Origin of the sequence: Pseudomonas atacamensis, assembly GCF_017167965.1 — a bacterium.
Classification (GTDB): Bacteria; Pseudomonadota; Gammaproteobacteria; order Pseudomonadales; family Pseudomonadaceae; genus Aquipseudomonas; species Aquipseudomonas atacamensis.
Window position 1 is genome coordinate 1,919,348 of record NZ_CP070503.1, and the last position, 13,566, is coordinate 1,932,913.

At 59.5% G+C, this 13,566-nt stretch carries 18 protein-coding genes; 11 read left to right on the plus strand and 7 right to left on the minus strand.

Features of this window, described 5'->3' with window-relative positions; genetic code table 11:
* Position 1 precedes the first annotated feature (1 nt).
* The 3 genes from JWU58_RS08785 to JWU58_RS08795 all read left to right on the plus strand — a co-directional run bounded on the left by JWU58_RS08785 (position 2) and on the right by JWU58_RS08795 (position 2,053).
* Positions 2–607 (plus strand): arylesterase, encoded by a 606-nt coding sequence (locus JWU58_RS08785; RefSeq protein WP_122746659.1) that lies wholly within the window; start codon positions 2–4, stop codon positions 605–607.
* Positions 608–664: 57 nt separating this feature from the next.
* Positions 665–958, plus strand: a complete 294-nt coding sequence (locus JWU58_RS08790) for a hypothetical protein (RefSeq protein ID WP_016770881.1) — start codon at positions 665–667, stop codon at positions 956–958.
* Between the two features lie 123 nt (positions 959–1,081).
* Positions 1,082–2,053, plus strand: coding sequence for a L,D-transpeptidase family protein (locus tag JWU58_RS08795; protein WP_024013783.1), 972 nt, complete (start codon positions 1,082–1,084; stop codon positions 2,051–2,053).
* A 126-nt stretch (positions 2,054–2,179) separates the two neighbouring features.
* On the opposite strand, the gene oprI is transcribed toward JWU58_RS08795, so the two are convergent.
* Entirely contained in the window at positions 2,180–2,431 is a 252-nt protein-coding gene (gene oprI / locus JWU58_RS08800; RefSeq protein ID WP_003183784.1) for an outer membrane lipoprotei OprI, read from the minus strand.
* Positions 2,432–3,070: 639 nt separating this feature from the next.
* Here oprI and JWU58_RS08805 point away from each other — a divergent pair.
* On the plus strand, positions 3,071–3,352 hold the full coding sequence (locus JWU58_RS08805) for a GNAT family N-acetyltransferase (RefSeq protein WP_016770879.1): 282 nt from the start codon (positions 3,071–3,073) through the stop codon (positions 3,350–3,352).
* A gap of 60 nt (positions 3,353–3,412) precedes the next feature.
* On the opposite strand, the gene JWU58_RS08810 is transcribed toward JWU58_RS08805, so the two are convergent.
* Complete coding sequence (locus JWU58_RS08810) at positions 3,413–4,489, minus strand: 3-deoxy-7-phosphoheptulonate synthase (RefSeq protein WP_016770878.1); 1,077 nt, start codon at positions 4,487–4,489, stop codon at positions 3,413–3,415.
* A 129-nt stretch (positions 4,490–4,618) separates the two neighbouring features.
* A complete protein-coding gene (locus tag JWU58_RS08815; RefSeq protein WP_024013780.1) occupies positions 4,619–5,062 on the minus strand; it encodes a PilZ domain-containing protein in 444 nt (147 codons plus the stop codon).
* On the opposite strand from JWU58_RS08815, the gene JWU58_RS08820 reads away from it, so the two are divergent.
* The 5 genes from JWU58_RS08820 to cysB all read left to right on the plus strand — a co-directional run bounded on the left by JWU58_RS08820 (position 5,061) and on the right by cysB (position 9,017).
* A complete protein-coding gene (locus tag JWU58_RS08820; protein WP_122700135.1) occupies positions 5,061–5,447 on the plus strand; it encodes a thioredoxin family protein in 387 nt (128 codons plus the stop codon). The two genes, JWU58_RS08815 and JWU58_RS08820, sit on opposite strands and share 2 nt — an antisense overlap.
* On the plus strand, positions 5,444–6,400 hold the full coding sequence (locus JWU58_RS08825) for a putative 2-dehydropantoate 2-reductase (protein ID WP_206421778.1): 957 nt from the start codon (positions 5,444–5,446) through the stop codon (positions 6,398–6,400). Before JWU58_RS08820 ends, JWU58_RS08825 begins: the two co-directional genes overlap by 4 nt.
* 22 nt (positions 6,401–6,422) lie before the next feature.
* The gene (locus JWU58_RS08830) at positions 6,423–7,328 is read left to right on the plus strand and encodes a 5'-nucleotidase (protein ID WP_206421779.1); all 906 of its coding nucleotides are present in this window, start codon (positions 6,423–6,425) and stop codon (positions 7,326–7,328) included.
* 97 nt (positions 7,329–7,425) lie between these two features.
* The gene (locus tag JWU58_RS08835; RefSeq protein WP_016770874.1) at positions 7,426–7,929 is read left to right on the plus strand and encodes a universal stress protein; all 504 of its coding nucleotides are present in this window, start codon (positions 7,426–7,428) and stop codon (positions 7,927–7,929) included.
* Between the two features lie 113 nt (positions 7,930–8,042).
* Positions 8,043–9,017, plus strand: a complete 975-nt coding sequence (cysB, locus tag JWU58_RS08840) for an HTH-type transcriptional regulator CysB (protein ID WP_016770873.1) — start codon at positions 8,043–8,045, stop codon at positions 9,015–9,017.
* Between the two features lie 9 nt (positions 9,018–9,026).
* On the opposite strand, the gene JWU58_RS08845 is transcribed toward cysB, so the two are convergent.
* Positions 9,027–9,509, minus strand: a complete 483-nt coding sequence (locus tag JWU58_RS08845; RefSeq protein ID WP_071173126.1) for a GreA/GreB family elongation factor — start codon at positions 9,507–9,509, stop codon at positions 9,027–9,029.
* 2 nt (positions 9,510–9,511) lie between these two features.
* Positions 9,512–9,928, minus strand: coding sequence for a hypothetical protein (locus tag JWU58_RS08850; RefSeq protein ID WP_056788478.1), 417 nt, complete (start codon positions 9,926–9,928; stop codon positions 9,512–9,514).
* A 125-nt stretch (positions 9,929–10,053) separates the two neighbouring features.
* On the opposite strand from JWU58_RS08850, the gene earP reads away from it, so the two are divergent.
* Together earP and JWU58_RS08860 are read left to right on the plus strand one after the other, a co-directional pair.
* On the plus strand, positions 10,054–11,196 hold the full coding sequence (gene earP, locus JWU58_RS08855; protein ID WP_206421780.1) for an elongation factor P maturation arginine rhamnosyltransferase EarP: 1,143 nt from the start codon (positions 10,054–10,056) through the stop codon (positions 11,194–11,196).
* A gap of 48 nt (positions 11,197–11,244) precedes the next feature.
* Positions 11,245–11,814 carry an elongation factor P gene (locus tag JWU58_RS08860; RefSeq protein WP_003226785.1) on the plus strand — a complete coding sequence of 190 codons (570 nt, stop codon included), beginning with the start codon at positions 11,245–11,247 and terminating at the stop codon, positions 11,812–11,814.
* Between the two features lie 178 nt (positions 11,815–11,992).
* On the opposite strand, the gene JWU58_RS08865 is transcribed toward JWU58_RS08860, so the two are convergent.
* Both JWU58_RS08865 and JWU58_RS08870 read right to left on the minus strand, forming a co-directional pair.
* Positions 11,993–13,003 (minus strand): alpha/beta hydrolase, encoded by a 1,011-nt coding sequence (locus JWU58_RS08865; RefSeq protein WP_024013773.1) that lies wholly within the window; start codon positions 13,001–13,003, stop codon positions 11,993–11,995.
* A 37-nt stretch (positions 13,004–13,040) separates the two neighbouring features.
* Positions 13,041–13,460, minus strand: a complete 420-nt coding sequence (locus JWU58_RS08870) for an organic hydroperoxide resistance protein (protein WP_007940002.1) — start codon at positions 13,458–13,460, stop codon at positions 13,041–13,043.
* Between the last annotated feature and the right edge of the window lie 106 nt (positions 13,461–13,566).

Genomic DNA, 13,566 nt, shown 5'->3' on the forward strand with positions numbered 1-13,566 from the left:
GATGCGTGTATGGTTTTTGAGTGCTGGCCTGGCCTTGATGTGCATGGCCCAGAACGCAGCGGCGGGTACTGTCCTGATCGTTGGCGATAGTATCAGCGCCGGTTTCGGCCTGGATACCCGTCTGGGGTGGGTGTCGCTGCTTGAGCAGCGGCTCAAACAGGAGGGTTTCGACGATAAAGTGGTCAACGCCTCGATCAGTGGCGACACCAGTGCCGGAGGCCAGGCGCGGCTGCCGGCGCTGCTTGCAGAGCATAAGCCGGAGTTGGTGATCCTCGAGCTGGGTGGCAATGACGGCCTGCGCGGGATGCCGCCAACGCAATTGCAACAAAATCTTGCCTCGATGATCGACAGCTCGCGGCAGAGCGGCGCGAAAGTGCTGCTGCTCGGCATGCAGTTGCCACCCAATTATGGCAAGCGCTACACCGATTCGTTCGCCGAGGTTTACGGCAAGCTCGCCGAAGAGAAAAACATCCCGTTGGTGCCGTTTTTTCTCGAAGGTGTCGGTGGTCATCCGGACCTGATGCAGGCCGACGGTCTGCACCCGGCGGCCGGGGCTCAGAGCAAGTTGCTGGAAAATGTCTGGCCGACGCTAAAACCGCTCTTATGAGGCTTTTCTAGTGGCAGGCTTTCGGCTAATGTGGCGCCCCCTAATTTGGAGCCCCCGATGCCGCGTCCTGCCTGGTCCCTGTTTGCCTACCAACTGATCGAGCCTGACGAGCAGCTGGATCTGTTCGCCTGCCAGGAAGTGCGGGTGCATCTGGTGACGCGGCAGCTGGAACTCGGTGGCTCGGCCGATCGCACGCTGTGCGGCACTCTGCTGCCGGCGCAACCGCGCTGGTCGAATGTTGATCGCCGGGTGTTCCAGGATCAGCGTCTGTGCTCGCTGTGCCGGGCGATTCTCGAATCGCAGAAGCGCGGCACCTCGCCGATCTGGCCTGAGCTGCGATTCGAACTCTGAGCGCTCAAGATCAAAGTGCGGGAGCACCCTGTCGCCAATAGCGGTGCTACCTCCCCGAATCCCCAAGCCGCGGTGTACAATCGCGCCCTTATACCCTTGATGATCATGCGAAGGATTTTCCGGATGTTGCCGCGCTTTCCTGCCGTCACCCGCTGCCTGTCACTTGCCGCCCTGTGTGTGGCCGGTCCCGTTGCTGCATTGGAGCTTCCCCTGCCACCACCCGGCGAGGACATCGTCGGCCAGGTGCAGGTGATCAAAGCCAAGTACGAAGACACCTTCGCCGACCTGGGCACCACCTACGATCTGGGCTATTCGGAAATGGTTGCGGCCAACCCGGGCATCGATGCCTGGCTGCCTGGCGCCGGTACCGAGATCGTCCTGCCGACGCGCTTCATCCTGCCGCCGGGCCCGCGTGAAGGCATCGTCATCAACCTCGCCGAATACCGTCTCTATTACTATCCGAAAGGCCGCGACGTGGTGTACACGTTCCCGCTGGGTATCGGCCGCGAAGGCTGGGGCTCGCCGATCGCGCACACCTCGATCATCGCCAAGACACCGAACCCGACGTGGACGCCTCCGGCTTCGATCAAGGCCGAACACGCTGCTGACGGTGATCCGCTGCCGAATGTGGTGCCGGCCGGTCCTGATAACCCGCTGGGGCCGTTCAAGTTCACCCTCGGCACGCCGGGCTACCTGATCCACGGTTCGAACAAGAAGTTCGGCATCGGCATGCGCACCAGCCACGGCTGCTTCCGCATGTTCAACAACAACGTGCTGGAAATGGCCGGCATGGTCCCGGTCGGCACCTCGGTGCGCATCATCAACGACCCGTACAAGTTCGGTCGCAGTGGCGGCAAGGTCTATCTGGAAGCGCACACGCCGCTCGACGACAAGGGCAACCCGTCGGTAGTCGACAAGCACACCGCGGTGATCAACGCGATGCTCAAGCGTGAAGACATCACCAGCAATTTGCGCATGAACTGGGATGTGGTGCGTGATGTGGTCGCCGCCGAAGACGGCCTGCCGGTAGAGATCGCCGTGCCGAATACCTCGGCGCCAATGGTGAGCAGTGCACCGATCGATCTGCAGCAATAAGAGCTGATTGAAAACCCGCCGATGCGAGCAGTGTCGGCGGGTTTTTTACTGCCCGGAGAAAAGCGCCGGGCACAAAAAAGCCGACCCGGATAACCGGATCGGCTCGATAACAATCCCGAGGGATTATTACTTGCGGCTAGCTTTTTCCAGCATGCGCAGAGCACGCTCGTTAGCTTCGTCAGCAGTCTGTTGTGCTTTTTGAGCAGCAGCCAGAGCTTCATCAGCTTTACGGTAAGCTTCGTCTGCACGAGCCTGGGAGCGAGCAGCTGCGTCTTCAGTAGCGGTCAGACGTGCTTCGGTTTCTTTCGATGCGCTGCTGCAACCGGTAGCCAGAACTGCGGCCAGAGCCAGAGCAGAGAATTTCAGAACGTTGTTCATCGTGTTCCCCTTCAAGGACTTTCAAATTAAGTGACTGTCTCCTCACGATTGAGGAAATAGCCGGCGTACATACTACCCATTACTTGTAGTAAGTAAACTGACGTAGCGCAAGAAGCAAAAAAAATTGTAGGCGTTGATTCTTTTTCGAGCAACTTTTAACTGCGCTGTATAAAAAATATCCAGCTGCAAGCCCCGGCGTGAGCGACTCAAACGGAAAAAGTTCCCGCCCTCGTGCGCTGTTTTTGCGACTTCGGCTAAAGTCTTTCTAAATGAATTCGTCCACACTTTTGTTCAGGTTCTGCGAAGCGCTTCGCGTATCTTTGTTGATGTACAGGTGACTTTAAAAAAGGTTGCACGTCTTAAGTCTCAACATTCCGGCAATGTTCAGGCAAACGGCACGCAAAGATTGTCTTGCGGCCGAACCTGCGACCATCGATGCCAATGCACGCAAACCATCCGATGACGAGCGTACCTTGAGCATTTTCGCCAATGGTGCCTACTATTCAGCAGGTGTCAGATTGCGCGAGATCGGTGTGGCTCTTCTCAGTGTCCATCAGGCACGGGGTGGCGTAGATGTTCCTTCGCCGGAAAAACATCGGTAAGGTAGGGGTCACAATTCAAGACCCGCGAGGAGTAGTGATGAGCGAGGCGTTGTCCATCCACCATGACCAGGCTGGTCATCAATTCGAGACCACTGTGGACGGTCATCGTGCTTACCTGACCTACATGGATCTGGGCAAGCAGACCCTGGATATCTACCGCACCTTCGTGCCTAATGCCCTGCGCGGCCGTGGCATTGCCGCAGCGCTGACTGAACGCGCGCTGCAATACGCCGAAGAAATGGGCTACACGGTGATCCCGTCTTGCTCCTACGTCGAGCGCTACATGGAACGCCATCAGCGTCGCGCCGCGAAGATCTGAAACGCACACACAAAAACGCCGGACAATGTCCGGCGTTTTTTTATGCCCGTAAAACGCAGCTTACGTGCGCTGACGCTTCGGCAATACGTCCTTGAGCTTGGCATGCATGCTGCGCAAGGTGTTTTCGGTAGCGGACCAATCGATGCAGGCATCGGTGATCGACACGCCGTATTGCAGGTCGGCGAGGTCTTTCGGGATTGCCTGGCAGCCCCAATTCAGGTGGCTTTCGACCATCAGGCCGATGATCGACTGGTTGCCTTCGAGGATCTGGTTGGCGACGTTCTCCATCACCAGCGGTTGCAGGGCCGGGTCCTTGTTGGAGTTGGCGTGGCTGCAATCGACCATGATGTTCGGCTTGATCTTCGCTTTGTTCAGCGCCTGCTCGCACAGGGCCACGCTGACCGAATCATAGTTCGGCTTGCCGTTACCGCCACGCAACACCACGTGACCGTAGGCGTTGCCTTTGGTGGTGACGATCGACACGCCACCTTCCTGGTTGATGCCGAGGAAACGGTGCGGGCTGGACACCGACTGCAAGGCGTTGATCGCCACGGTCAGGCCGCCATCGGTGCCGTTCTTGAAGCCGACCGCCGAGGACAGGCCGGAAGCCATTTCGCGGTGAGTCTGCGATTCGGTGGTACGCGCGCCGATGGCCGACCAGCTGATCAGATCCTGCAGATACTGCGGGGAGATCGGGTCGAGGGCTTCGGTCGCGGTCGGCAGGCCTTTCTCGGCCAGGTCGAGCAGCAACTGACGACCGATGTGCAGACCGTCCTGGATCTTGAACGAGTCGTCCAGATACGGATCGTTGATCAGACCTTTCCAGCCGACGGTGGTGCGCGGCTTCTCGAAATACACGCGCATGACAAGATACAGGGTGTCGGAGACTTCCTCGGCGAGCACCTTGAGGCGATCGGCGTATTCGTGGGCAGCCTTGATGTCGTGAATCGAGCACGGGCCGATCACGACGAACAGACGGTGGTCGGTGCCATCGAGAATGTTGCGAATGACTTCGCGGCCCTTGGTGACGGTGCGCAGGGCGGCGTCGCTCAGGGGGATATCACGCTTGAGCTGATCGGGAGTGATCAGGGTCTCGTTAGAGGCGACGTTTAGGTCGTTGATCGGTAAATCAGCCATCGTTTACTCGTCAGGTCACGGGTGCCGGCCGCCAGCGATCCCCGCGCGGCGGAGCACAGCAGATTTAGCGCGTCGGGGGAGCCGAACCTTAGCGCGTCAGAGGCGGCTCGACAATGGGCAAACCGTGCTTTAGTCCAGCGCTGGCTGCGCAAAAGCCTTGCGCAGGTTGTCGTGGGAGAACTCTTCCGCATGCTCCTCGACCCATTGCAGGGCCAGCGCCTGACTATCCTGCAGATCGTCGTGGCTGTCCTGCATGCGCGAATAGCGTTCGATCTGACACACCTGCTCACCCATTCGCGCGCTGAACAGGGTCTGTTCGTCAGTGAAGGCAATGCCCACCAGATAGCCTTTTTTACGCCGCAGACACCAGGCCACATAGCCCGGATAACAGAAGTCGGCATTCAGCGTCGGCATGCGTACTTGCAGTGCAGTGCCGTGGCGCCAGGCGCGGTGGTAATTGCAAGCGATGCCGCCGAGGCTGATAGTGTGCAGCTGTTGTCTGGAAATGCATTCAGGCTTGAGTAACGTCAATTCAACCGGCACTTCGTCCGGATGAGGAATGAAACGTCCCATGAGCACAGACTCCCTGTGTCGGCCATCTGACATTGTTTCCCCCAGTATAGTGGTCGAATCCGAGCTGACCGACTTCGACGCCGACCAGCGGCTGCTGGCGATGCGCGGGGTTTCTCTGGTGATCTTCACCAGCGTCGGCTGTGCCAGTTGTCGTTATGCCCGCGAGGTGTTGCCGGGATTGCCGCTGGCGATCGATCGGCTGTGCTGGATCGACGCCGGCAACAACGGCGGCCTGGTCGAGCGTTATCAGGTGTTTCATTTGCCGGCGCTGTTTGTGGTGCGCGACGGCGAGTTCTTTGGCGCAGTGCACACTCGTCTGACGGTTGACCAACTCAACCAGGCAGTAGCGCAGGCGCTGGGTCGAATTGCAGAGGAGTTGCCATGAGCGAGACAGTCAGCAAACCGGTGGTGGGAATTATTGGCACCGGTGCGATCGGCGGGTTTTACGGGGTGATGCTGGCGCGTGCCGGGTTTGACGTGCACTTTTTGTTACGCAGCGAATTTTCCGCCGTGGCTGAGCGCGGTTTGCAGATCAACAGTGCGGTGCACGGGCCGTTGACGCTGAATCCGGCCAATGCCTATTCCGCTGCCGAAGACATGCCACCCTGTGACTGGCTGCTGGTCGGCACCAAGACCACCAGCAACGCCGGTCTGGCCCCGGCGATCATTCAAGCCGCTAAACCCGATGCAAAAGTGCTGTTGCTGCAGAACGGTCTGGATGTCGAAGACAGCCTGCGGCCACTGTTGCCGGATTCGCTGCATCTGCTCGGTGGTCTGTGCCTGATCTGCGTGCACCGCGAGGGGCCGGGGCAGATTACCCATCAGGCCCTTGGCGCGGTGAATGTCGGTTATCACAGCGGCTCGGCCATTGATGAAGTAGCGCGTATGGCGATCGTCGAGGAGGGCGCCGGGCTGTTCCGTGCCGCCGGCATCGACTCTCAAGCGATGGCCAACCTGCATCAGGCGCGCTGGCAGAAACTGGTGTGGAATATTCCCTATAACGGACTTTCAGTATTGCTCGGCGCGGGAACCGAAGCGCTGATGGCTGATGCTGACAGCCGCCTGTCGATTCAGGCGTTGATGGCGGAAGTGGTTCAGGGTGCCAAGGCCTGTGGATACGAGATCCCGCCCGGCTATGCCGAGTACCTGTTCACCATGACGGAAAAAATGCCCGATTACTGGCCGAGCATGTACCACGACTTTGCACACAAACGCCCGCTGGAGCTGGAGGCGATCTACGCCCGGCCACTGGCGGCGGCGAAAGCGGCGGGCTGCGAGTTGCCACGCATCGAGGCGTTGTATCGCCATTTGGGTTTTATCGACCGACGCAATACCTGAGTCGGTTGTTCTGGGGGAAGGCATGGCCAATAACATCGATGACAAACTGGTGCTGGCGATTTCCTCGCGCGTCTTGTTCGACCTGAGCGAAAGCCACAAGGTCTACCTGTCGAGCGGAGTCGAAGCCTATCGGCAATATCAGATCGAGCACGAAGACGAAATCCTCGCGCCGGGCGATGCGTTCCCGCTGGTGGAAAAACTCCTGAGCCTGAACAGTCGCCTCGGCCGCGCGCGGGTCGAGGTGATTCTGGTTTCCCGCAACAGCGCCGACACCGGTCTGCGCGTGTTCAATTCGATTCATCATTACGGCCTGGCGATTTCTCGTGCGGCGTTCGTCGGCGGGCGCAGTCCGTATCCGTATCTGAAAGCGTTTGGCTGCGACCTGTTTCTCTCGACCCATGCCGAAGACGTGCGTGCCGCGCTGGACGCCGGGTTCGCCGCCGCCACGATTCTCTCCGGTGGCGCCAGCCGCGCGGCCAGCGATGAATTGCGTATCGCCTTCGACGGTGATGCGGTGATCTTCTCGGACGAGTCCGAGCGCGTCTATCAGTCCGGCGGCCTTGAAGCGTTTCAGGCCAAGGAACGCGAGTCAGCACGCGAGCCTTTGCGCGGTGGGCCGTTCAAGGGCTTTCTGGCAGCGCTCAATCTGTTGCAGCGCGAGTTTCCCGATGACGATTGCCCGATCCGCACGGCGCTGGTGACCGCGCGTTCGGCGCCGGCCCATGAGCGGGTGATCCGCACCTTGCGGGAATGGGATATCCGCCTCGATGAGTCGCTGTTTCTTGGTGGCCTGACCAAATCGGCGTTCCTCGAAGCCTTTGCCGCTGACGTGTTCTTCGATGACCAGACCGGCCATTGCGAGCTGGCTCGCGAAGTGGTCGCCACCGGCCACGTGCCCCATGGCATCAGCAACGAACCGCCGATCTAGAGCCTTTTCATTCAGGACGTTGCGTCGCACGTCGTACTCGCCAAGGCACTGCTAAGCTGAATCAATCTCCGCCATCGTTGGCTCGCGAGGAGGTCCCATGATTCGCTCAATGCTGTATGCCACCGACCTCGGTCTGTACGCACCGTTCGTGATGCAGCATGCCCTGGCCTTGGCGCGCACCTTCAATGCCGATCTGTATGTAGTGCACGCGGTGGAACCCATGGGCCTGTTTGCCGAGTCGGTGCTGCAAAGCTATCTCGATGAACAGGCATTGAACGAATTCCATAGTCAGGGTCTGAAAACAGTCATCGCCAATATCGAACAACGGGTGCTCGACAGCTTTCGTGAAGAACTGGGGGACGACGGCGAACAGGATCTGCAGCGCATACGCGCGGTGCGCGTGCTGCAGGGCGACCCGTCGCAGGTGATTCTCGATCAGGTGCACAAGCTCTCGGTCGATCTGCTGATCGTCGGCAGTCACAGCCATGGCGTCGGCGCGGAAACGCCGTTGGGGCGCACGGCGGCGCGGGTTCTGCAGTTGGCCAAGGTGCCGGTCTATCTGGTGCCGCTGATGGAACGTCGGCGGCGTGAGGATCGCTGAAGCAGGAATAATGGCGTTTGGATAAAAAAGTTCTAGATTTATTCTTCGAACCATTAATATAGTTATATACCGTCGCTGATGCCCGTGGCGTCTACCTGCTTTGAGGGATTGATATGAAGCTTCAACAACTGCGCTACATCTGGGAAGTGGCGCACCACGACCTCAACGTTTCCGCTACCGCTCAAAGCCTGTACACCTCGCAACCGGGCATCAGTAAACAGATCCGCCTGCTGGAAGATGAACTGGGCGTCGAAGTCTTCGCCCGCAGCGGCAAGCACCTGACCCGCGTCACCCCGGCCGGCGAGCGCATCATCACCACCGCTGGCGAGATCCTGCGCAAAGTCGAAAGCATCAAGCAGATTGCCCAGGAATTCTCTAACGAGAAAAAGGGCACCCTGTCGATCGCCACCACCCACACCCAGGCACGTTACGCGCTGCCGCCGGTGATCAGCAATTTCATCAAGCAATACCCGGACGTGGCCCTGCATATGCATCAGGGCTCGCCGATGCAGATCGCCGAAATGGCCGCTGACGGCACCGTCGATTTCGCCATTGCCACTGAAGCGCTGGAGCTGTTCGGTGATCTGGTGATGATGCCGTGCTACCGCTGGAACCGCTGCGTGGTCGTACCCCATGGCCACCCGCTGACCAAGCTGCCGAAGCTGACCCTCGAAGCGCTGGCCGAATACCCGATCGTCACTTACGTGTTCGGTTTCACCGGCCGTTCCAAGCTCGACGAAGCCTTCAGCCATCGTGGCCTGACGCCGAAAGTGGTGTTCACCGCTGCTGACGCCGACGTGATCAAAACCTACGTGCGCCTGGGCCTGGGCGTAGGCATCGTCGCTAAAATGGCCGTCGATACCAAACTCGATAACGATCTGGTGGTGCTGGATGCCAGCGAACTGTTCGAGTCGAGCATCACCAAGATCGGTTTCCGTCGTGGCACTTTCCTGCGTGGCTTCATGTGCGACTTCATCGAGAAATTCGCCCCGCACCTGACCCGCGAAGTCATGGCCAAGGCCATTCAGTGCCACAACAAGCAAGAGCTCGAAGAGCTGTTCGACGGCGTCGAACTGCCCGTTCACTAAGCACCCGCTTCAGAGCACCTCGGTGACAGCAAACTGTTGCCGGGTGCCCGCCACCAGAATCTCCACCTCATCGCCCTCGAACTTGCCCAGCAGGCTTTTGCCCAGCGGCGAGCGCGGGGTGATGACGGTAACCGGCTGACCCACCACGTCGACTTTCAGACCCGCCGCATCCGGCGCCAGAAACAGCCATTGCTCGCGACCCTTTTCGTCCTCCAGACCGAGCAGGGCGCCGACTTCAATGCCGCGATTTTCATCGTAGGCACGCAACGTCAGGTTCTGACACAGCGCCAGTGACTGACGGATTTCCTCAACCCGCTTCGCCTGACCCGCCGCCAGATACGACGCCTCCAGCCCCAGCGTGTCGTACTTGTTTTCGGCGATGTTTTCTTCGTGGGTCGCGGTTTCGTAAGCGGTTTGCGCGGCGCGCTCGGCGATGTCGAGGTCGATGCGCAGCTTGTCGAGAATCAACTGGTGGACGCTGTGTTTGTTCATGATCAATCGCAGAATTGCAAAACGTTGGCGCGGCTCTTTTCGGTCGGCGCGGTCTGGTCCTGCTGCAGCCAGAACTGGCATTTCGGATTGGACGCGTTACGCGAATTGGCGCGCGCCTGATCCAGTCGGGCCTGCTGTTCATTCTTGCGCAGGTTTTCTTCGTACTGTTGGAACAGCGGACTTTGCGGCGGAATGTCAGGCTGAACCTGCACGGGCGCCACAGCCGGGGGATTGACGCGCTGCTGTACCGCTTGCGCGACAGGGGCCAGTTGCTCGGGAAAGATAAAGCGCGAAAGCAGCCAGCAGGTCAGCGCAATCGCCAGGAACCCCAGCCACAGGCCCAGCGCAATGCTGCCGGTCAGATGCAGCGCGCTAAGCTGAACAGGCAAAGGACGACGGGGATTGGGACGGTAGGGCATGGCGGCCTCCTGGCGGATGGTTGCTGGCAAGCGGCGATTGTCGCACGAAGATTAATCGCCGTCGGCTCTTCTGCGCGAGCGCATTTATGCGGACAATCGAGGTTTTTTGCCAACGGGAGAACGGCATGCCTGAAGCGAAACCCCGCTGGGACATTTTCTGCACCGTGGTCGATAACTTCGGTGACATCGGCGTGACCTGGCGCCTGGCCCGGCAGCTGGTGGCCGAGCATGCCTTGCCGGTGCGCCTGTGGGTGGATGATCTGCGCGCGTTCGAGCGCCTCTGTCCTGAGATCGATGTCGATGTTGTGCAGCAATGGCAGCAGGGCGTCGAGGTGCGACAGTGGCCGAGCGAATGGCTGCACGCCGAGGCGGTCGACGTAGTCATCGCCGCCTTCGCCTGTCAGTTGCCCACTGATTACATGGACAGCATGGCTGCGCGGGAAACGCCGCCGCTGTGGCTCAACCTCGATTATCTCAGCGCCGAGGACTGGGTTACCGGCTGCCACGGCTTGCCGTCGGTAAAATACAAAACGGTGCAGAAGTTCTTCTTCTTTCCGGGCTTCAAGCCGGGCACCGGTGGCCTGCTGCGCGAACGCGGACTGCTCGAACAGCGTCGCCAGTTTCAGCAGGATCGGCCGGCCCAGCGACATTTCCTGCGAGCCTTGGGTATCGATCCTGCTCCGGACGCGCAACTGATCTCGCTGTTTGCTTATGAAAACCCCGGGCTGGCCAGTTGGCTGGACGTGCTGGCGGCCGATGCGCGGCCGACTCACCTGCTGGTGCCGGAAGGACGGATTCTCGGCGATGTGGCGCGCTGGCTGGACGTCGAAACCCTGACGGTCGGCGCGATTCACGTGCGCGATTCGCTCACGGTGCAGGTGCTGCCGTTCGTCCGGCAGGACCAATACGACCATCTGCTGTGGTGCTGCGATTTCAACGCGGTGCGCGGTGAAGATTCATTCGTTCGCGCGCAATGGGCGGGGCGGCCGATGCTCTGGCACATCTATCAGCAGGACGATGACATCCATCTGGACAAGCTCGATGCTTTTCTCGCGCTCTACACTCACGGCCTTTCGCCCGCTGCGGCGCAGGCGATGAACGGTCTGTGGCGAGCGTGGAGTGCCGGGCAACCGATCGGCGAGCACTGGCTGGCGGTGCGAAATCATTGGCCGGAACTCGAGGAGAACGCCGAAGCATGGTGTCTGGAACAGGCCTTGCAGGCGGATCTTGCCACGGCGCTGGTACAGTTTTATGTAAATTGGATATGATACGCGGCCTAGATTTTTGTAAATCCCATCCAAATTCGGATATTCGCAATGAAAACTGGTAAAGAACTCAAACCCGGTACCGTGATCCGTATCGACAACGATCCTTGGCTGGTTCAGAAAGCTGAATTCACCAAGTCGGGCCGTAACAGCGCGATCATGAAGACCAAGCTGAAGAACCTGCTGACCGGTTACAAGACCGAAACCGTTTACGGTGCGGACGACAAACTGGACGACGTAATCCTGGATCGTAAAGAAGCCACCCTGTCGTTCATCAGCGGTGACACCTACACGTTCATGGACACCACTGACTACACCATGTACGAGCTGAACGCCGAAGACATCGAAAGCGTTCTGCCTTTCGTTGAAGAAGGCATGACCGACGTATGCGAAGCCGTGTTCTTCGAAGAGCGTCTGGTTTCCGTAGAACTGCCGACCACCATCGTGCGTCAGGTTGACTACACAGAAGGCTCCGCTCGCGGTGACACTTCCGGCAAGGTGATGAAGCCTGCCAAACTGAAGAACGGTACCGAGCTGTCGGTTGCCGACTTCATCGAAATCGGCGACATGATCGAGATCGATACCCGCGAAGGCGGTTCCTACAAAGGCCGTGCGAAATAAGCACTGCTTTTTGCGGAAAGAAAAAACCCGACCATTGAGTCGGGTTTTTTTGTGCCTGTAAGAAACACTCGGAACCCTGTGGGAGCGAGCCTGCTCGCGAACGCGGTGTGTCATTCAATGAAGCTATGTCTGACGGGACGCTTTCGCGAGCAGGCTCGCTCCCACAATGGGACGGTGGTTACTTCAAGTGTTGCTTCAGTTCTTCAGACGCCTGCAACATCGCCGAACGCACCGCCGGTACCTGGCTGACCACGTTGAGCAAACCGTAATCATGGATCATGCCGTTGTAGCGCACCGACGTTACCGGTACTCCGGCCTCATCGAGTTTGCGCGCATAGGCTTCGCCTTCATCACGCAGCACGTCGGCGCTGGCAGTCTGCACCAGTGCTGGCGGCAGGCCTTTGAGCTGTGCGGTGGTGGCGCGCAGCGGTGAAGCGTAGATCTCGTTACGCTGTTTGGCGTCGGTGGTGTAGTTGTCCCAGAACCACTTCATCATGTTGCGGGTGAGGAAGTGCCCTTCGGCGTACTGGTTGTACGAACCGGTGTCGAAGTTGGCATCGGTCACCGGCCACAGCAGTACCTGGAATTTGATCGCCGGGGTGCCCTTGTCCTTGGCCATCAGCGCAACCACTGCGGCCATGTTGCCGCCGACGCTGTTGCCGGCCACGGCCAGGCGCTTGCCGTCGACATTGATCTCTTTACCGTGTTCCGCCACCCATTTGGTCGCAGCGTAGGCCTGGTTGATCGCCACCGGGTAATGCGCTTCCGGCGAAGGGGTGTAGTTGACGAACACCGCCGCCGCACCCGAACCGACCACCAGATCGCGCACCAGACGTTCGTGAGTCGGGAAGTCCCCCAGCACCCAGCCGCCGCCATGGAAGAACATGAACACCGGCAGCTCACCCTTGACCCCGGCCGGCCGGACGATGGTCAGGCTCAGCGGTTGACCATCGACCTGGATGGTCTTCTCGCTGACATCGGCTTTGGGCAACGTCAACTTGACCCCGGACTGCGCGCCGACCAGCACGGCGCGGGCATCCTTGGGCGACAGCTGCTCGATCGGCTTGCCGCTGCCCGAATTCAGCGCATCGAGAAATGCCTGGGTGTTGTGTTCGACATCACCGGCGAAAGCGCTGTGTACCGACAGGGCGAGAAGGGTACCGGTCAAGACTTTGCTGAAAGTGTTCATGTTCATTTTTCCTTGTTCGGGCCGGGGGCTTGAGTGATTACACAGTCACGTGCAGACGGACATCGACGTTGCCACGGGTGGCGTTGGAGTACGGGCAGACCTGGTGAGCGGCGTCGACCAGCGACTGCGCGTCGGCTTGTTCCAGGCCCGGCAGGCTGATGTGCAAATCGATGTCCAGACCGAAACCGCCAGGGATCTGGCCGATGCCGACATGCGCGGTAATCGACGCGTCGTCAGGAATCTTGCGCTTGGTCTGGCTGGCGACGAATTTCAGTGCGCCGATGAAGCAGGCCGAGTAACCGGCAGCGAACAGTTGCTCAGGGTTGGTCGCCGCACCGCCAGCACCGCCGAGTTCTTTCGGGGTGGCCAGTTTGACGTCGAGTACGTTGTCGCTGGAGATCGCACGACCGTCACGGCCGCCAGTGGAAGTTGCGATTGCGGTGTAGAGAGTTTGCATGGTGTGAGCCTCATGGGTTGTGGTTTTGCGCGCTAATTGTTTGCGCGCTAAGTAGGTGTGAAGAGAATGTATAGCGCTAATGTTTTGCGCGCAAGATAAATTTTTA